Genomic DNA, 18809 nt, shown 5'->3' with positions numbered 1-18809 from the left:
GTTGATAACATTATTTTTACAATTCCTGCGTGAGCAGTTTTAAAATCTACACTTGCGGAGTCAATCATGCTAAACCAGCTGGAAGACCTGACAGAGCGCGTCAGAGGAAGTAACAAACTGGTTGATCGCTGGCTACATATACGTAAGCACCTGCTCGTGGCTTACTACAATCTGGTTGGCATTAAGCCTGGCAAAGAATCGTACATGCGGCTGAATGAAAAAGCGCTGGATGATTTTTGTCAGAGCCTGGTCGATTATCTCTCCACCGGACACTTCAGTATTTATGAACGTATTCTCCACAAATTGGAAGGCAACGGGCAGCTTTTAAAAGCGACAAAAATTTGGCCGCTACTGGAAGCGAATACACAACGCATCATGGACTATTATGACTCCAGCCTGGAAACGGCGATAGATCACGATAACTGCCTGGAGTTTCAACAGGTTTTGTCCGATCTCGGCGAAGCGCTGGAAGCCCGATTTGCGCTGGAAGATAAGCTGATTATGCTGGTCTTTGACGCCATGCACGAGAACGCCGTCATCAAACGTCCTGCTTGAGTTTTGCATTACTAACGCGTAATTTACAAACGTCCCCCTCTTCTGAGGGGCGTTATCTTGTCGGAGTGCTTATTTTCCACGAAAGCTTGAAGTGGAAAAGGCTGAGACCGTTAATTCGGGATCCGCGGAACCTGATCAGGTTAAAACCTGCGAAGGGAACAAGAGTAATTCTGCTTTATGCGTAAGCCTTAACGGGCGGCGCACATCTATTACTCCTCCGTCGTCTGACAAGCCATCTCCTTACTTTTTGGAATGAGCTATGTCTGCAACTACACCTAAATTGTCCCGCCGCGAACAGCGCGCGCAAGCACAACACTTCATCGACACCCTGGAAGGCACCGCTTTCCCGAACTCAAAACGGATCTATATTACGGGTTCGCAAGCGGATATCCGCATTCCGATGCGTGAGATCCAGCTTAGCCCTACGCTCATCGGCGGCAGCAAAGAAGAGCCGCAGTTTGAAGAGAACGAAGCGGTTCCGGTGTACGACACATCCGGCCCCTACGGCGACCCGGAGGTGGCGATTAACGTTCAGCAGGGTCTGGTGAAGCTGCGTCAACCGTGGATTGAGGCGCGTGAAGACAGCGAGGAACTGACCGACCGGAGCTCGGCGTACACCAAAGCGCGCCTGGCCGATGATGGCCTTGATGAACTGCGCTTTACCGGCTTGCTGACGCCAAAACGCGCCAAAGTGGGCAAATGTGTCACCCAACTGCACTACGCCCGCCAGGGCATCGTCACTCCGGAAATGGAGTTTATCGCCATCCGTGAAAACATGGGCCGTGAGCGCATCCGCAGCGAAGTGTTACGCCAGCAGCATCCGGGCGAGGGATTCGGCGCACGTTTGCCGGAAAACATTACACCGGAATTTGTGCGTGACGAAGTGGCCGCCGGACGGGCGATCATCCCCGCTAACATCAACCACCCGGAATCGGAGCCGATGATTATTGGCCGTAATTTCCTGGTGAAAGTGAATGCCAACATCGGTAACTCTGCCGTCACCTCCTCTATCGAAGAAGAAGTCGAGAAACTGGTGTGGTCAACGCGCTGGGGAGCGGACACCGTGATGGATCTCTCCACCGGTCGCTATATTCACGAAACCCGCGAGTGGATCCTGCGTAACAGCCCGGTGCCGATCGGCACCGTACCGATCTACCAGGCACTGGAGAAGGTCAACGGGATCGCCGAAGATCTTACCTGGGAAGCCTTCCGCGATACGCTGCTGGAGCAGGCTGAACAGGGAGTAGACTACTTCACCATCCATGCCGGTGTGCTGCTACGCTATGTGCCGATGACCGCGAAACGCCTGACGGGGATTGTCTCGCGCGGCGGATCCATCATGGCGAAATGGTGTCTTTCTCATCACAAAGAGAACTTCCTTTACCAGCACTTCCGCGAGATTTGCGAAATCTGCGCCGCGTATGATGTTTCTCTGTCGCTCGGTGACGGCCTGCGCCCGGGCTCCATTCAGGATGCCAACGACGAGGCGCAGTTCTCGGAACTGCATACGTTGGGTGAACTGACGAAGATTGCCTGGGAATATGATGTGCAGGTGATGATTGAAGGCCCAGGCCACGTGCCGATGCAGATGATACGCCGCAACATGACCGAAGAGCTGGAGCACTGTCACGAAGCACCGTTCTACACCTTAGGCCCGCTGACCACCGATATCGCACCGGGTTACGACCACTTCACCTCGGGGATTGGCGCGGCGATGATCGGCTGGTTTGGCTGCGCGATGCTCTGTTACGTCACGCCGAAAGAGCACCTTGGCCTGCCGAACAAAGAGGATGTGAAACAGGGGCTGATAACCTACAAGATTGCCGCCCATGCCGCCGATCTGGCGAAGGGGCATCCGGGTGCACAAATCCGTGATAACGCAATGTCTAAAGCGCGCTTCGAATTTCGCTGGGAAGACCAGTTTAATCTGGCACTCGATCCCTTCACTGCCCGTGCCTACCACGACGAAACCCTGCCGCAGGAGTCCGGCAAAGTGGCGCACTTCTGCTCTATGTGTGGCCCCAAATTCTGCTCGATGAAAATCAGCCAGGAGGTTCGCGACTACGCCGCCGCCCAGACTATCGAAGTGGGGATGGCGGATATGTCAGAAAATTTCCGCGCCAAAGGCGGTGAAATCTACCTCAAACGGGAGGAAGCCTGATGTATCAGCCTGATTTCCCAACGGTTCCGTTTCGCTTAGGCCTCTACCCGGTTGTCGACAGCGTGGCGTGGATTGCGCGTCTGCTTGACGCTGGCGTGCGCACGCTTCAGTTGCGCATCAAAGATAAGCGCGATGAAGAGGTGGAAGCCGACGTGGTTGCCGCCATCGAGCTGGGGCGAAACGTCAATGCTCGCCTGTTTATTAACGATTACTGGCGGCTGGCGATTAAACACCGTGCCTATGGCGTGCATCTGGGTCAGGAAGATCTGGAAACCACCGATCTGAAAGCGATTCAGGCGGCGGGGTTACGCCTGGGCGTCTCGACGCACGATGACATGGAGATCGACGTGGCGCTGGCGGCACGTCCCTCCTACATTGCGCTGGGCCATGTCTTCCCGACGCAAACCAAGCAGATGCCGTCTGCGCCGCAGGGGCTGGAACAGCTGGCGCGACATATCAACCGTCTGCACGATTACCCTACTGTCGCCATCGGCGGGATCGGTCTGGACCGCGCACCGGCGGTACTTGCGACTGGCGTAGGGAGCATTGCGGTAGTCAGCGCCATTACCCAGGCTGCGGACTGGCGCGCGGCAACCGCGCAGTTACTGGCAATAGCAGGAGCAGGCGATGAATGACCGTGATTTTATGCGTTATAGCCGTCAGATCCTGCTGGACGATATCGCCATTGATGGCCAGCAAAAGCTGCTCGCCAGCCGCGTACTGATCGTCGGGTTGGGGGGATTAGGCTCTCCGGCCGCGCTGTATCTGGCGGGAGCCGGTGTCGGCACGCTGGTGCTGGCGGACGACGATGACATCCATCTCAGTAATCTGCAACGGCAGATCCTGTTCACCACGGATGACATTGCCCGATCTAAATCGCAGGTCGCACAGCAGCGACTGGCGCGGCTCAACCCGGATATCGACCTGCTCTCGCTACCACTGCGTCTGTGTGGAGAGGCGCTCAGCCATGCGGTGGCGCAAGCGGATGTCGTGCTCGACTGCACCGACAACATGGCGACGCGTCAGGAAATTAACGCCGCATGCGTGGCACTCGATACCCCGCTAATCACCGCCAGCGCGGTCGGTTTTGGCGGCCAGTTAATGGTATTGACGCCGCCCTGGACGCAAGGCTGCTACCGCTGTTTATGGCCGGACGAAGTAGAACCCGAACGTAACTGCCGTACCGCGGGCATTGTCGGCCCCGTCGTCGGGTTGATGGGGACTCTGCAGGCGCTGGAGGCCATCAAACTCCTCAGCGGCGTGGGCACGCCCGGGAGCGAATTGCGTCTGTTTGACGGTAAAACCAGCCAGTGGCGCAGTCTGGCGTTACACCGTGCCAGCGGGTGTCCGGTATGTGGAGGACGACATGCGAATCCAGTTCAATGATGAGCCGATGCAGTGCACAGAGGGACTCTCCGTGCATACGCTGTTGACCCAATTGAATCAGTTAAAACCCGGCGCCGCACTGGCGCTGAATCAACAGATTCTGCCCCGCGAGCAGTGGGAGCAGCATATTGTGCAGGAAGGCGACCAGATCCTGCTTTTTCAGGTTATTGCAGGGGGCTGAAATGTTACGTATTGCAGACAAAACGTTTGATTCACATCTGTTCACCGGCACGGGTAAATTTGCGTCACCGGCCTTAATGATTGACGCGATCCGCGCCTCCGGCAGTCAACTGGTGACACTGGCCATGAAGCGTGTGGATTTGCGCCAGCACAATGACGCCATTCTGGCCCCGCTTATCGACGCGGGCGTCACGCTGTTGCCCAACACGTCTGGGGCGAAAACGGCGGAAGAAGCCATCTTTGCCGCACAGCTTGCGCGCGAGGCGCTCGGTACCCATTGGCTGAAGCTGGAAATTCACCCCGATGCGCGCTGGCTGCTGCCGGACCCAATTGAAACGCTGAAAGCCGCCGACACGCTGGTAAAACAAGGATTTGTGGTATTACCCTATTGCGGTGCGGATCCGGTGCTGTGCAAACGGCTGGAAGAGGTGGGCTGTGCGGCCGTCATGCCGCTCGGCGCGCCGATTGGCTCTAACCAGGGACTGGAAACCCGGGCCATGCTGGAGATCATTATCCAGCAATCTACCATTCCGGTGGTGGTGGATGCCGGAATCGGCGTGCCCAGCCACGCTACGCAGGCGCTGGAAATGGGTGCGGATGCAGTGCTGGTGAATACGGCGATTGCCGTGGCGGACGATCCGGTGATGATGGCCCGCGCTTTCCGTCTGGCAGTGGAGGCCGGTCTTCTGGCGCGTCAGGCCGGACCGGGTAGCCGCAGCCGGCAGGCGCAGGCCACCAGCCCGCTGACCGGCTTTCTGGAGGTTCCGGCATGAAAACGTTCACCGACCGCTGGCGGCAACTCGACTGGGACGACATCCGCCTGCGCATCAACAGCAAAACGTCAGCTGACGTTGAGCGGGCGCTAAATGCGCCCCGCCCCAGCCGCGACGATATGATGGCGCTGCTGTCACCTGCCGCGAGCGCATATCTTGAACCGCTGGCACAACGGGCGCAGACGCTCACCCGCCAGCGCTTCGGCAATACGGTGAGTTTTTACGTCCCGCTGTATCTCTCCAATCTGTGCGCTAACGACTGTACCTACTGCGGTTTTTCGATGAGTAACCGCATCAAGCGCAAAACGCTGGATGAAACGGAAATTGTCCGGGAGTGCGCGGCGATCCGCGAGTTGGGCTTCGAACATCTCCTGTTGGTCACCGGCGAGCATCAGGCAAAGGTCGGGATGGACTATTTTCGTCGCCACTTGCCCACCATTCGCCAGCAGTTTTCGTCGCTGCAAATGGAGGTTCAGCCGTTAGCCGAGGCGGAATATGCCGAACTGAAAGCGCTGGGGCTCGATGGGGTGATGGTCTATCAGGAGACGTATCACGACGCAATGTATGCGCAGCACCATCTGAGGGGGAAGAAACAGGATTTCTTCTGGCGTCTGGAAACCCCAGACCGACTGGGGCGTGCAGGTATCGACAAGATCGGCCTCGGCGCGCTGATTGGTCTTTCCGATAACTGGCGAGTGGATTGCTATATGGTTGCTGAGCATTTGCTGTGGCTTCAGCAACACTACTGGCAGAGCCGCTACTCGATTTCGTTCCCGCGCCTGCGTCCATGCGCTGGCGGAATTGAACCCGCCTCGATCATGGATGAGCGTCAACTGGTGCAAACCATTTGCGCGTTCCGTCTGCTGACACCGGAGATTGAGCTGTCGCTATCTACACGGGAATCGCCCTGGTTTCGCGACCACGTGATCCCGCTGGCGATTAACAACGTCAGCGCGTTCTCGAAAACCCAGCCGGGTGGATATGCAGACGATCATCCTGAACTGGAACAATTTGCGCCGCATGATAATCGTCGCCCTGAAACCATCGCCGACGCGCTCTTCGCGCAGGGGTTACAGCCGGTGTGGAAGGACTGGGATGCATACCTGGGGCGCGCTTCGCAAAGGCTATGAACCGTCATGCAAACGGGTAATCCTTTTACGAGCCGCGACGAAAGAAAGAAAACGAGAGGTTGTCGTTAGCCTTTCACTTTTTTAACGTATCACCGTCAGCCGTAGCGCTGTCCAGGGCGAAAAGTGTCTTCCTCATTTCGCCCTGCCTTCTCCACAACCTGCAATATAAAACTGCAAATTCAGCCAAAATAGTCACAGGGATGTACACTTCTTAAGATAAATCATCTCGAATTATCTTAGCGAGATTATAATTGCCTCATTCTTTCCTGATATGCAGAGCCACGTTGCTGGCTTCACTTCGCACTTCTCTTCAGGATTTACACTTTCTGGATAAGTACAGTAATGGCAGGTCATAACAGAAAACTTTCATTCACGACTCCAATATTGGTGAGCTTTACGGGGATCATACTCAGCTTTGTGTTGATCGCCATATTCATTACCTTTACGCAGAAGAATGATTTTCTTGAAGATTATCACGGCATTAATCGGAACTTCACCCATAACCTGGCGGTGAACTATACCGAGTCGTTGCTGCGCGAAAATGATTATATTCTGGGTCGGGCGGCGACCTACTTTTCTCGCAATGACCACCTGAACGACACGGTAAAGCTCGACCCGGAAGAGGGGCTGAAAACCATCATGCAGTTACAGACGCTGATGCCGTCAGTCTCTTCGATCTCATTGGTGGATACAGAAGGCCATTACCTGCGCGCGCCTCAGGTGCAAAACACCGAACGCAGCAAAACGTTCGACGTGAAATCGCGCCCCTGGTTTATGGAGCAGGCTGAGGCCAGCACCTTCAGCAACTATACCGCGCCCTATATTGACTATTTTACGCACCACCCAACGGTGACGATCTACAAACCGGTCATCTCTCCCGAAGGGAAAATGAAAGGTACGATTGCGTTTCATCTTGATCTGACGTCAATGGGTTACGCACTGCGTCAGATGGTAGCTCCCGTCCAGGGGGAGTTCTTTGTGGTCGACCGTGACGGGAAAGTAGTGCTGCATCCCGATACGGGCGCGCTGTTTAAACAATACGTCAGTAAAAAAACCATGAGCCGGATGACCAGCGGTGAAGGACACCTCTACGACCCGGATACTCAGGACTGGTACTACTACTATTCGTTCACCAACCCGGACTGGTTTGTGATTTATCGGGTTTCAGATACGACGCTCGTCGACCTGACACGCCATGAGACCAACATTGTCGTCTGGGGATTTGCCCTTGCGGCGATCATCATTGCGCTGTTTGGTCTCTATCTACGCCACGCTTCACGCATGGTGCTGATGAATATCATCAACGCCATTAAGACCGGCGATGTGAAACGCGCACCGCGCCTCGAAGCGATGCTGAGCAAAGCTATCGAGTCCAATAAGGAACGCGAACTGGCTTACGTCCGACAGGCGACCATTGATGCCCTGACCGGCTGCAAAAATCGCCGCGCTTTTGACAGCGATATCGCCGCGCTGATAAACGATCACCAACCGTTCTCCCTGGCTCTGGTGGATATTGATAACTTTAAGTCTATCAACGATACCTGGGGACATCTGAATGGCGACATCGTCCTGCGTAACGTTGCGCGCGAAGGGATTCAGATCATGCAACCCGCCGCTGTTTCCGTTTATCGCTATGGCGGCGAGGAGTTTGCCGTGCTGTTCCCGGGTGAGCAACTGAGCAACGCCCATACCCTGCTGGAGCGCTGGCGCATTGAGGTTGCGAAGCGCTCCTGGCGTGAAGAGGGTCTGCACGTCACCTTTAGCGCCGGACTCGGAGAATGGAATCTGGAAGCGCAGGAACAGCTAATCATGCGCGTTGATGAAGCGCTATACAAAGCCAAACAGGCAGGAAAAAACCGGATTATTGCCGCGAATCGCTAATTTCCCCTTCTCTACAACGCCCGTTACGACGGGCTTTTCTTCATTTTGAGGAAAACCGCAACCGGTTTCATTATTTGTGAGATTTCTTTGTGATGCTTTACACACATTCACGGTAAGGCGGTTGTTCTCATCGCAGCCTCCGACTAAAGATGAAGTATCAACGAACCGTGAGAGCGAACTATGAAAAATATCGTTTTATGCTGTGCCGCCGGTATGTCCACCAGCATGCTGGTACAACGAATGAAAGATGCCGCTCAAAAGAAAGGGATCGAGGTGACGATCAAGGCCGTACCTGTCGCTGAGTTTAAAGAGAATATTGCCACAGCGGATATCGTCCTGTTGGGCCCGCAGGTCAAGTATGAACAAGCGAAATTGCAGGCGCTGGCTGATCCGCTCGGTAAGAAAGTCGCCGTGATCGACATGATGGATTACGGCATGATGAAAGGGGATGCCGTTCTGGAAAAAGCCCTGAAGCTGATGGAGTCATAACATGGAAGAGCTGGAAACCATCATTATGGAACTACTGGTTAACGCCGGAGCGGCACGAAGCCAGGCATTGACCGCCCTGCAACTGGCCCGTAAGGGCGACTTTACCGGTGCCGAACACGCGATGGAAGAGTCGCGCGATTACGTCAAGCTGGCACATAAAATCCAGACGCAGTTGATAGGTATTGATGAGGGAACCGGTAAGCTGCCGGTAAATCTGATCACCGTCCATTCGCAGGACCATCTGATGAACGCGATGGTCATTCAGGATCTGGCAGGTGACATGATTGAACTGTATCGCAGGTTGCCGCCGCTTAATTGAAATAATGCAGACGTAAAAAAACCCGCCGAGGCGGGTTTTTTGTTGTCGGGTGGCGCTACGCTTACCCGACCTACGCTTCCTTTGCCCGGCAATTTTCACCGCCGGGCAGTCAACGATTACTCGTTGTCAGAACCGCCCAGACCTGCGTTCAGCAGTTCTGCCAGGCTGGCAGAGGCGTCTTCTGCAGTCACCTGCGGTGCAGCCGGGAGTTCACCCGCAGCACGGCGACGCATACGATCCTGATGGTACGCATAACCGGTACCCGCCGGGATCAGACGACCTACGATTACGTTCTCTTTCAGGCCACGCAGTTCGTCGCGTTTACCCGCAACGGCTGCTTCGGTCAGGACACGCGTGGTCTCCTGGAACGATGCGGCAGAGATGAACGATTCGGTTGCCAGAGACGCTTTGGTGATACCCAGCAGATCGCGGGAGAACGTTGCGCCCACTTTGCCGTTCGCTTCCAGTTCGCGGTTAGCGATCTTGACGCGGGAGTATTCAACCTGTTCGCCTTCCAGGAAGTCGGAGCTACCTGCGCTTTCGATGGTGGCTTTACGCAGCATCTGACGAACGATAACTTCGATGTGTTTATCGTTAATCTTAACGCCCTGCAGACGGTATACATCCTGAACTTCGTTAACGATGTAACGCGTCACAGCATGAACACCACGCAGACGCAGAATGTCGTGCGGCGCTTCCGGACCGTCGGAAACCACATCACCACGTTCTACACGTTCACCTTCGAATACGTTGAGCTGACGCCATTTCGGAATCATCTCTTCGTACGGATCGCTACCGTCTACCGGGGTGATAACCAGACGACGTTTCCCTTTGGTTTCTTTACCGAAGGAAATGATACCGCTGATTTCAGCCAGGATTGCCGGCTCTTTCGGACGACGTGCTTCGAACAGGTCCGCAACGCGCGGCAGACCACCGGTGATATCCTTGGTACCGCCGGATTCCTGCGGAACACGCGCCAGGGTGTCACCAGAACTGATCTGTACGCCATCTTCCAGCTGAACAATCGCTTTACCCGGCAGGAAGTACTGCGCAGGCATATCGGTACCCGGGATCAGAACGTCGTTACCCTGAGCATCAACGATTTTCAGTGCAGGACGCAGATCTTTACCACCGGTAGTACGTTCTGCGGAATCCAGAACCACCAGAGAAGACAGACCGGTTAACTCGTCGGTCTGACGCGTAATGGTCTGGCCGTCGATCATGTCAGTGAAGCGGACAAAGCCACTCACTTCCGTGATAACCGGCATGGTGTGCGGATCCCAGTTTGCTACGGTTTCACCGCCGGCAACCTGCTCGCCATCACCTTTCGCCATCACAGAACCGTAAGGCACTTTATAGCTTTCTTTGGTACGACCGAATTCGTCGATCAGTTTCAGTTCAGTGTTACGGGAGGTGATCACCAGTTTACCGCTGGAGTTCACAACCGACTTCGCATTGCTCAGACGGATGCTACCTTTGTTTTTCACCTGGATGCTGGATTCAGCAGCCGCACGAGATGCCGCACCACCGATGTGGAACGTACGCATCGTCAGCTGTGTACCCGGCTCACCGATGGACTGTGCCGCGATAACGCCGATAGCTTCACCTTTGTTGATGATGTGGCCACGCGCCAGGTCACGACCGTAGCAGTGCGCACATACACCAAAGTCGGTGTCACAGGATACAACAGAGCGGACTTTCACAGAGTCAACGGAGTTTGCTTCCAGCAGGTCACACCACTGTTCGTGCAGCAACGTGTTGCGTGGAACCAGAATGTCCGCCGTACCCGGCTTCAGAATATCTTCCGCAGTTACACGACCCAGAACGCGATCGCGCAGCGGCTCTTTCACATCGCCACCTTCGATAACCGGCGTCATGGTGATGCCTTCCAGGGTGCCACAGTCGTCTTCAGTAACGACCAGGTCCTGTGCAACGTCAACCAGACGACGTGTCAGGTAACCGGAGTTCGCTGTTTTCAGTGCGGTATCCGCCAGACCTTTACGCGCACCGTGCGTGGAGATGAAGTACTGGAGTACGTTCAGACCTTCACGGAAGTTCGCGGTGATAGGCGTTTCGATGATGGAGCCATCCGGCTTCGCCATCAGACCACGCATACCGGCAAGCTGACGAATCTGTGCAGCAGAACCACGCGCACCGGAGTCGGCCATCATGTAAATGCTGTTGAAGGAAACCTGCTGCTCTTCCTGACCGTCACGGTTAATCACGGTTTCAGTTTGCAGGTTGTCCATCATCGCTTTGGATACACGATCGTTCGCCGCGGCCCAGATATCGATAACTTTGTTGTAACGTTCGCCGGCGGTTACCAGACCAGACTGGAACTGCTCCTGGATCTCAGCAACTTCCGCTTCCGCTTCCGAGATGATCTCGTGTTTTTTCTCCGGGATGACCATGTCATCGATACCAACGGATGCACCTGAACGCGCTGCATAAGCAAAGCCGGTGTACATCGTCTGGTCCGCAAAAATAACGGTCGGTTTCAGGCCCAGAATACGGTAGCAAGTGTTCAGCATTTTGGAGATAGCCTTCTTGCCCAGCGCCTGGTTGACGATGGAGAAAGGCAGACCTTTCGGTACGATCATCCACAGAATGGCACGGCCAATAGTCGTGTCTTTCAGGCTGGTGTGCGCAACGAACTCGCCGTTAGCATCTTTTTCGTATTCAGTGATACGCACTTTAACGCGCGCATGCAGAGAGGCCAGGCCAGCGCGATAAATACGCTCAGCTTCTTTCGGGCCAGTCAGCACCATGCCTTCGCCTTTGGCGTTAACACAGTCACGGGTCATGTAGTACAGACCCAATACAACGTCCTGAGAAGGAACAATGATTGGCTCACCGTTCGCAGGAGACAGGATGTTGTTGGTAGACATCATCAGCGCACGCGCTTCGAGCTGGGCTTCCAGCGTCAACGGTACGTGAACAGCCATCTGGTCACCATCGAAGTCGGCGTTATATGCCGCACAAACCAGCGGGTGCAGCTGGATGGCTTTACCTTCGATCAGTACCGGTTCAAAGGCCTGGATACCCAGACGGTGCAGGGTTGGTGCACGGTTCAACAGTACCGGGTGTTCGCGGATCACTTCGTCCAGGATATCCCAAACGACAGCTTCTTCGCGTTCAACCATTTTCTTCGCGGCTTTGATGGTGGTGGCGAGTCCTCGCAGTTCCAGCTTGCCGTAAATGAACGGTTTGAACAGCTCCAGTGCCATTTTCTTCGGCAGACCGCACTGATGCAGACGCAGGTATGGACCTACGGTGATAACAGAACGACCGGAGTAGTCAACACGCTTACCGAGCAGGTTCTGACGGAAACGACCCTGTTTACCTTTGATCATATCGGCCAAAGATTTCAGAGGACGTTTGTTAGAACCGGTGATCGCACGACCACGACGACCGTTATCCAGCAGAGCGTCAACCGCTTCCTGCAGCATACGTTTTTCGTTACGTACGATGATGTCGGGAGCCGCCAGATCCAGCAGACGTTTCAGACGGTTGTTACGGTTGATCACGCGACGATACAGATCGTTCAGATCCGACGTTGCGAAACGACCACCATCCAGCGGAACCAGCGGACGCAGATCTGGCGGCAGAACCGGCAGAACGGTCAGGATCATCCACTCTGGCTTGTTGCCAGACTGTACGAACGCTTCCAGCAGTTTGATACGCTTGGTCAGCTTCTTACGCTTGGTTTCGGAGTTGGTTTCGTTCAGCTCTTCACGCAGAGTTTCACACTCTTGCTCCAGATCCATGCTCTTCAGCAGGGCCTGGATAGCTTCCGCACCCATCTTCGCGTCAAATTCGTCACCGAACTCTTCCAGCGCATCCAGATACTGTTCTTCAGTCAGGATCTGCTGGCGTTCCAGATTGGTCATGCCGCCTTCGATAACCACATAGGATTCGAAGTACAGAACACGTTCAATATCACGCAGCGGCATATCAAGCAGTAAACCGATACGGGACGGCAGTGATTTCAGGAACCAGATGTGCGCCGTCGGGGATGCCAGCTCGATGTGGCCCATACGCTCACGGCGTACTTTAGTCTGGGTCACTTCAACGCCGCACTTCTCACAGATCACACCACGGTGTTTCAGGCGCTTGTACTTACCGCACAGGCACTCGTAGTCTTTTACCGGCCCAAAGATACGGGCACAGAAAAGGCCGTCACGCTCTGGTTTGAACGTACGGTAGTTAATGGTTTCCGGCTTCTTAACTTCACCGAAAGACCATGAACGGATCATGTCTGGCGAGGCCAGAGCAATTTTGATCGCATCAAACTCTTCGGTTTTAGTTTGCGCTTTCAGAAACTTTAATAAGTCTTTCACGGATTTGCTCCCGTCGGAGTTAGCACATTCCGCTGCCGGGTATTATCCCGGCAGCAGTGACCTGTTTGAGCGAGAATTACTCGTCTTCCAGTTCGATGTTGATACCCAGCGAACGAATCTCTTTCAACAGTACGTTGAAGGATTCTGGCATGCCCGGTTCCATCTGATGATTGCCGTCTACGATGTTCTTATACATCTTAGTACGGCCGTTCACGTCATCAGACTTAACGGTGAGCATTTCCTGCAGGGTGTATGCCGCGCCATATGCTTCCAGCGCCCACACTTCCATCTCCCCGAAGCGCTGACCACCGAACTGCGCCTTACCACCCAGCGGCTGCTGAGTAACCAGGCTGTAGGAACCGGTGGAACGAGCGTGCATCTTGTCGTCGACCAGGTGATTCAGTTTCAGCATGTACATGTAACCTACGGTTACCGGACGCTCGAACTGCTCACCCGTACGGCCATCGAACAGGGTGATCTGACCGGAAGTCGGCAGGTCACCCAGTTTCAGCAGCTCTTTAATTTCCGCTTCTTTCGCACCGTCGAACACCGGCGTTGCGATTGGCATACCTTTGCGCAGGTTTTCAGCCAGACGCAGAACTTCTTCATCGCTGAAGGTATTCAGGTCAACTTTCTGACGAACGTCAGCACCCAGATCGTACGCACGCTGGATGAAATCACGCAGTTTCGCGACTTCCTGCTGCTGTTTCAGCATGGCGTTGATCTTATCGCCGATACCTTTCGCAGCCATACCCAGGTGGGTTTCCAGAATCTGACCGATGTTCATACGAGACGGTACGCCCAGCGGGTTCAGTACGATGTCTACCGGCGTACCGTTTTCATCGTAAGGCATATCTTCGATCGGGTTGATCTTAGAAATAACACCCTTGTTACCGTGACGACCTGCCATCTTGTCACCAGGCTGGATACGGCGTTTAACCGCCAGATATACCTTAACAATCTTCAGCACGCCCGGTGCCAGATCGTCGCCCTGAGTGATTTTGCGGCGTTTCGCTTCGAGTTTTTTCTCGAACTCGTGTTTCAGTTCGTCATACTGCTCAGCCAGTTGTTCCAGCTGATTTTGTTTCTCTTCGTCGGTCAGGCCAAGTTCCAGCCAGCGGTCACGCGGCAGTTTATCGAGCTTCTCAGCTTCAACACCACCGGAAACCAGCACAGCGTGGATACGGCTAAACAGGCCCGCTTCGAGGATCTGCAGTTCTTCAGACAGGTCTTTCTTCGCCTGCTTCAGTTGCATCTCTTCGATTTCCAGCGCACGTTTGTCTTTTTCTACGCCATCGCGAGTAAAGACCTGAACGTCGATAACCGTACCGGAAACACCGTTTGGTACGCGCAGAGAAGAGTCTTTAACATCAGACGCTTTCTCACCGAAGATCGCACGCAGCAGTTTCTCTTCTGGCGTCAGTTGGGTTTCACCTTTCGGCGTTACCTTACCAACCAGAATGTCGCCACCGGTCACTTCCGCACCGATATAAACGATACCGGATTCATCCAGTTTGGAGAGCGCAGCTTCACCCACGTTCGGGATATCAGCGGTAATCTCTTCCGGCCCCAGCTTGGTATCACGGGACACGCACGCCAGTTCCTGAATGTGGATAGTCGTGAAACGGTCTTCCTGGACAACACGCTCAGAGACGAGGATGGAGTCTTCGAAGTTGTAACCATTCCACGGCATGAACGCCACGCGCATGTTCTGACCGAGCGCCAGTTCACCGAGGTCGGTAGACGGACCATCAGCCAGCACGTCGCCACGTTCAACCGGCTCACCCAGAGACACACACGGCATCTGGTTGATACAGGTGTTCTGGTTAGAACGGGTGTATTTGGTCAGGTTGTAGATGTCGATACCCGCTTCGCCCGGGTACATCTCGTCTTCGTTAACTTTGATAACGATACGGGACGCATCCACGTACTGAACGGTACCGCCACGTTTAGCCACCGCAGTTACACCGGAGTCAACGGCAACAGCACGTTCCATACCGGTACCTACCAGCGGCTTATCAGCGCGCAGAGTCGGAACCGCCTGACGTTGCATGTTCGCACCCATCAATGCACGGTTGGCGTCATCGTGTTCCAGGAACGGGATCAGAGACGCACCGACGGAAACCACCTGCTGGGTGGAAACGTCCATGTAGTCAACCTGATCACGGCTGAACAAGCTGGATTCGCCTTTACTACGGCAGGTCACCAGATCTTCTACGAAGTGGCCATCGTCATCCAGGTTGGAGTTCGCCTGAGCGATAACGAAGTTACCTTCTTCAATAGCAGACAGGTAATGAATCTCATCAGTCACAACACCATCAACAACGCGACGGTACGGCGTCTCGAGGAAGCCATATTCGTTAGTCTGTGCGTACACGGACAGGGAGTTGATCAGACCGATGTTCGGACCTTCAGGCGTTTCGATAGGACATACGCGACCATAGTGAGTCGGGTGTACGTCTCGAACTTCGAAGCCGGCACGTTCACGCGTCAAACCGCCTGGGCCGAGTGCAGAGATACGACGTTTGTGCGTAATCTCAGACAGCGGGTTGTTCTGGTCCATAAACTGAGACAGCTGGCTGGAACCGAAGAACTCTTTCACTGCCGCAGAAATCGGTTTGGCGTTGATCATGTCCTGAGGCATCAGGGTATCCAGATCGCCCAGAGACAGACGCTCTTTCACCGCACGCTCAACACGCACCAGGCCAACGCGGAATTGGTTTTCCGCCATTTCGCCTACGGAACGGATACGACGGTTGCCGAGGTGGTCGATATCATCCACTTCACCTTTACCGTTACGGATATCGATGAGCTTCTTCATCACTTCAATGATGTCGTCTTTGCTCAGGATACCGGAACCTTCGATTTCGTCGCGCAGCAGAGAACGGTTGAACTTCATACGACCGACCGCAGACAGGTCATAACGGTCTTCAGAGAAGAACAGGTTCTCAAACAGGCTTTCAGCGGCTTCACGCGTCGGCGGTTCACCCGGGCGCATCATGCGGTAGATTTCTACCAGCGCGCTCAGACGATCGTTGGTTGGGTCGACGCGTACGGTTTCAGAAATGTACGGGCCGTGGTCCAGATCGTTGGTGAACAGAGTTTCAATACGTTTGTGGCCAGACTGGCTCAGCTTCGCCAGCAGATCCAGGCTCAGCTCCATGTTCGCCGGGCAGATCAGCTCGCCAGTGGATTCGTCAACGTAATCTTTCGCAGCCACTTTGCCCGCAATGTACTCAACCGGAACTTCGATATGTTTGATATCGTCTTTTTCCAGTTGGCGGATGTGACGCGCCGTGATGCGACGGCCTTTCTCAACGTAGATTTTGCCGTTCGCTTCGATGTCGAAGGAGGCGGTTTCACCACGCAGGCGTTCCGGCACCAACTCCATCTGCAACTTGTTGTCGCGAATCTCGAAAATAACTTTTTCAAAGAACAGATCCAGGATCTGCTCTGTGGTGTAGTTCAGCGCACGCAGAATGATGGTCGCAGGCAGTTTACGGCGACGGTCGATACGTACGAACAGGTTGTCCTTCGGATCGAATTCGAAGTCCAGCCAGGAACCACGGTAAGGAATGATGCGCGCGTTATACAGCACTTTACCCGAAGAGTGGGTTTTACCTTTGTCGGAGTCAAAGAAGACGCCCGGACTACGGTGCAGCTGAGAAACGATAACACGCTCAGTACCGTTGATGACAAAGGTACCGTTGTCGGTCATGAGCGGAATTTCGCCCATGTAGACTTCTTGTTCTTTAATGTCTTTAACGGTGCCTTCCGGCGCTTCGCGCTCGTAGATCACCAGACGCAGTTTTACGCGCAGCGGTGCGGAATAGGTCACGCCACGGATCTGACATTCCTGAACGTCAAACACCGGTTCGCCAAGGCGGTAGCTGACGTATTGCAGCTCGGAATTACCGCTGTAGCTCTGAATCGGGAATACGGAACGGAAGGCTGCTTCCAGACCATACTGCCCCTCAGGATCTTGCTCGATAAACTTCTGAAACGAGTCAAGCTGGATAGAAAGGAGATAAGGCACATCCAGAACTTGTGGACGTTTACCAAAATCCTTACGAATACGTTTTTTCTCGGTATAGGAGTAAACCATAGGGTTCCTCAGCTCGCTGACAAGTCGACCCATCTGTCCATTGAGCGGACAGTTTGTGCAACACTATTTTGTTGACCGGAAAATCGAATACTTTCCGCAATGCCTGTTGCTATCACGCTTAAACCATTTCATTGCGATTTACACAGAACGGATGCTCTGTCGCAGTATATTAAGTCGTCGATAGAAACAAGCATTGAAAGGCACAGCAGTAGTCAAACAGTGTGAAACGCTACTGGCGCCTTACAGCGCAAAAAGGCTGGTGACCAAAAAGTCACCAGCCATCAGCCTAATTTCTCAGGCTGCAACCGGAAGGGTTGGCTTATTTAACTTCAACTTCAGCGCCAGCTTCTTCCAGAGATTTTTTCAGTGCTTCTGCGTCATCTTTGCTTACGCCTTCTTTCAGCGCAGCCGGAGCAGATTCTACCAGGTCTTTAGCTTCTTTCAGACCCAGGCCAGTTGCGCCACGTACTGCTTTGATTACAGCAACTTTGTTAGCGCCAGCAGCTTTCAGAATTACGTCGAATTCAGTTTTTTCTTCAGCAGCTTCAACCGGGCCAGCAGCTACAGCTACAGCAGCAGCAGCAGAAACACCGAATTTTTCTTCCATTGCAGAGATCAGTTCTACAACGTCCATTACGGACATAGCGGATACTGCTTCAATGATTTGATCTTTAGTGATAGACATTTAAATTGTTCCTGAATATCAGAATAAGTTTATACGTAAGCAGATGCTTTAAAAAGATAACTGCGATTAAGCAGCTTCTTTCGCATCGCGTACAGCAGCCAGAGTACGAACCAGTTTGCCAGCCGAAGCTTCTTTCATGGTTGCCATCAGGCGTGCAATTGCTTCTTCGTAGGTCGGCAGAGTTGCCAGGCGGTCGATCTGAGACGCCGGGATCAGCTCGCCTTCAAAGGCAGCGGCTTTGACCTCAAATTTTGCATTCGCTTTCGCGAACTCTTTGAACAGACGAGCAGCAGCGCCCGGGTGTTCCATAGAGTATGCAATCAGGGTCGGACCAACAAACGTGTCTTTCAGGCACTCGAACGGAGTACCTTCAACGACGCGGCGCAGCAGGGTGTTACGAACAACACGCATGTAAACGCCAGCTTCACGACCTGCTTTACGCAGTTCAGTCATTTTATCTACAGTTACGCCACGGGAATCCGCAACTACTGCAGACAGCGCGCCTTTGGCTACTTCGCTGACTTCAGCAACAATCGCTTGTTTGTCTTGAAGATTTAAAGCCATTAGCTTTGCTCCTGGATGTTTGCCGGAACTCATGTTCCGGAACTCACTTCACTCTTTCCAACGAAAAGAGCGTCTTAATACGGTGAGCAGAAACAAGCCAGAGTATCCAAAAATAATCTTAGCGTTCTGTCACCGTCTACGCAGGGGATTAAGTCTCTTACGAAACACCTGCGGTCTTCGACGGAGGCCTGGATAGGCCAGGCTCCAACGAACAAATCTTTTCTATGTTTTCGTCTTTCGA

General features: G+C 53.9%; 14 protein-coding genes and 1 riboswitch. Of the genes, 10 read left to right on the top strand and 4 right to left on the bottom strand.

Features of this window, described 5'->3' with window-relative positions; all coding sequences use genetic code 11:
- Positions 1–66: 66 nt before the first annotated feature.
- The 10 genes from I6L53_RS00490 (at position 67) to I6L53_RS00445 (ending at position 8874) form a co-directional block, all read left to right on the top strand.
- Positions 67–555: an Rsd/AlgQ family anti-sigma factor gene (locus I6L53_RS00490; protein ID WP_042326213.1), complete on the top strand. Its 489-nt coding sequence runs from the start codon at positions 67–69 to the stop codon at positions 553–555.
- Positions 556–606: 51 nt separating this feature from the next.
- A riboswitch (TPP riboswitch) is annotated at positions 607–730 on the top strand.
- An 84-nt stretch (positions 731–814) separates the two neighbouring features.
- Positions 815–2716, top strand: coding sequence for a phosphomethylpyrimidine synthase ThiC (thiC, locus tag I6L53_RS00485; protein ID WP_042326215.1), 1902 nt, complete (start codon positions 815–817; stop codon positions 2714–2716).
- Positions 2716–3351, top strand: coding sequence for a thiamine phosphate synthase (thiE, locus tag I6L53_RS00480; RefSeq protein WP_042326217.1), 636 nt, complete (start codon positions 2716–2718; stop codon positions 3349–3351). The genes thiC and thiE overlap by 1 nt, the downstream gene beginning before the upstream one ends.
- Entirely contained in the window at positions 3344–4102 is a 759-nt protein-coding gene (locus I6L53_RS00475; protein WP_042326219.1) for a HesA/MoeB/ThiF family protein, read from the top strand. Before thiE ends, I6L53_RS00475 begins: the two co-directional genes overlap by 8 nt.
- Positions 4083–4283 (top strand): sulfur carrier protein ThiS, encoded by a 201-nt coding sequence (thiS, locus tag I6L53_RS00470; RefSeq protein WP_042326221.1) that lies wholly within the window; start codon positions 4083–4085, stop codon positions 4281–4283. The genes I6L53_RS00475 and thiS overlap by 20 nt, the downstream gene beginning before the upstream one ends.
- A 1-nt stretch (position 4284) precedes the next feature.
- The gene (gene thiG, locus I6L53_RS00465) at positions 4285–5055 is read left to right on the top strand and encodes a thiazole synthase (protein ID WP_042326223.1); all 771 of its coding nucleotides are present in this window, start codon (positions 4285–4287) and stop codon (positions 5053–5055) included.
- On the top strand, positions 5052–6185 hold the full coding sequence (gene thiH / locus I6L53_RS00460) for a 2-iminoacetate synthase ThiH (RefSeq protein WP_042326225.1): 1134 nt from the start codon (positions 5052–5054) through the stop codon (positions 6183–6185). Before thiG ends, thiH begins: the two co-directional genes overlap by 4 nt.
- A gap of 342 nt (positions 6186–6527) precedes the next feature.
- Positions 6528–8066, top strand: coding sequence for a sensor domain-containing diguanylate cyclase (locus I6L53_RS00455; protein WP_042326227.1), 1539 nt, complete (start codon positions 6528–6530; stop codon positions 8064–8066).
- 180 nt (positions 8067–8246) lie between these two features.
- Positions 8247–8555, top strand: a complete 309-nt coding sequence (locus tag I6L53_RS00450; protein WP_042326229.1) for a PTS sugar transporter subunit IIB — start codon at positions 8247–8249, stop codon at positions 8553–8555.
- 1 nt (position 8556) lies between these two features.
- Positions 8557–8874 (top strand): PTS lactose/cellobiose transporter subunit IIA, encoded by a 318-nt coding sequence (locus I6L53_RS00445; protein ID WP_042326231.1) that lies wholly within the window; start codon positions 8557–8559, stop codon positions 8872–8874.
- A gap of 116 nt (positions 8875–8990) precedes the next feature.
- Here I6L53_RS00445 and rpoC read toward each other — a convergent pair whose 3' ends face one another.
- The 4 genes from rpoC to rplJ form a co-directional block, all read right to left on the bottom strand.
- A complete protein-coding gene (rpoC, locus tag I6L53_RS00440) occupies positions 8991–13214 on the bottom strand; it encodes a DNA-directed RNA polymerase subunit beta' (protein WP_042326234.1) in 4224 nt (1407 codons plus the stop codon).
- A gap of 76 nt (positions 13215–13290) precedes the next feature.
- A complete protein-coding gene (rpoB, locus tag I6L53_RS00435) occupies positions 13291–17319 on the bottom strand; it encodes a DNA-directed RNA polymerase subunit beta (RefSeq protein ID WP_042326236.1) in 4029 nt (1342 codons plus the stop codon).
- A gap of 319 nt (positions 17320–17638) precedes the next feature.
- A complete protein-coding gene (rplL, locus tag I6L53_RS00430; RefSeq protein ID WP_012133812.1) occupies positions 17639–18004 on the bottom strand; it encodes a 50S ribosomal protein L7/L12 in 366 nt (121 codons plus the stop codon).
- 66 nt (positions 18005–18070) lie between these two features.
- Positions 18071–18568, bottom strand: coding sequence for a 50S ribosomal protein L10 (gene rplJ / locus I6L53_RS00425; protein ID WP_004097644.1), 498 nt, complete (start codon positions 18566–18568; stop codon positions 18071–18073).
- Positions 18569–18809 lie beyond the last annotated feature (241 nt).

Origin of the sequence: Citrobacter farmeri (assembly GCF_019048065.1) — a bacterium.
GTDB lineage: Bacteria > Pseudomonadota > Gammaproteobacteria > Enterobacterales > Enterobacteriaceae > Citrobacter_A > Citrobacter_A farmeri.
This window is presented reverse-complemented; position numbering and strand designations above follow the sequence as displayed.

What these genes read in the sequence shown, in the direction of transcription:
- I6L53_RS00475 (WP_042326219.1), top strand. Translation starts at nt 3,344, where the DNA reads ATGAATGACCGTGATTTTATGCGTTATAGCCGTCAGATCCTGCTGGAC.
- I6L53_RS00455 (WP_042326227.1), top strand. Translation starts at nt 6,528, where the DNA reads ATGGCAGGTCATAACAGAAAACTTTCATTCACGACTCCAATATTGGTG.
- I6L53_RS00490 (WP_042326213.1), top strand. Translation starts at nt 67, where the DNA reads ATGCTAAACCAGCTGGAAGACCTGACAGAGCGCGTCAGAGGAAGTAAC.
- I6L53_RS00445 (WP_042326231.1), top strand. Translation starts at nt 8,557, where the DNA reads ATGGAAGAGCTGGAAACCATCATTATGGAACTACTGGTTAACGCCGGA.
- thiE (WP_042326217.1), top strand. Translation starts at nt 2,716, where the DNA reads ATGTATCAGCCTGATTTCCCAACGGTTCCGTTTCGCTTAGGCCTCTAC.
- rplJ (WP_004097644.1), bottom strand. Translation starts at nt 18,568, where the DNA reads ATGGCTTTAAATCTTCAAGACAAACAAGCGATTGTTGCTGAAGTCAGC.
- rplL (WP_012133812.1), bottom strand. Translation starts at nt 18,004, where the DNA reads ATGTCTATCACTAAAGATCAAATCATTGAAGCAGTATCCGCTATGTCC.
- I6L53_RS00450 (WP_042326229.1), top strand. Translation starts at nt 8,247, where the DNA reads ATGAAAAATATCGTTTTATGCTGTGCCGCCGGTATGTCCACCAGCATG.
- thiS (WP_042326221.1), top strand. Translation starts at nt 4,083, where the DNA reads ATGCGAATCCAGTTCAATGATGAGCCGATGCAGTGCACAGAGGGACTC.
- thiC (WP_042326215.1), top strand. Translation starts at nt 815, where the DNA reads ATGTCTGCAACTACACCTAAATTGTCCCGCCGCGAACAGCGCGCGCAA.
- rpoB (WP_042326236.1), bottom strand. Translation starts at nt 17,319, where the DNA reads ATGGTTTACTCCTATACCGAGAAAAAACGTATTCGTAAGGATTTTGGT.
- thiG (WP_042326223.1), top strand. Translation starts at nt 4,285, where the DNA reads ATGTTACGTATTGCAGACAAAACGTTTGATTCACATCTGTTCACCGGC.
- thiH (WP_042326225.1), top strand. Translation starts at nt 5,052, where the DNA reads ATGAAAACGTTCACCGACCGCTGGCGGCAACTCGACTGGGACGACATC.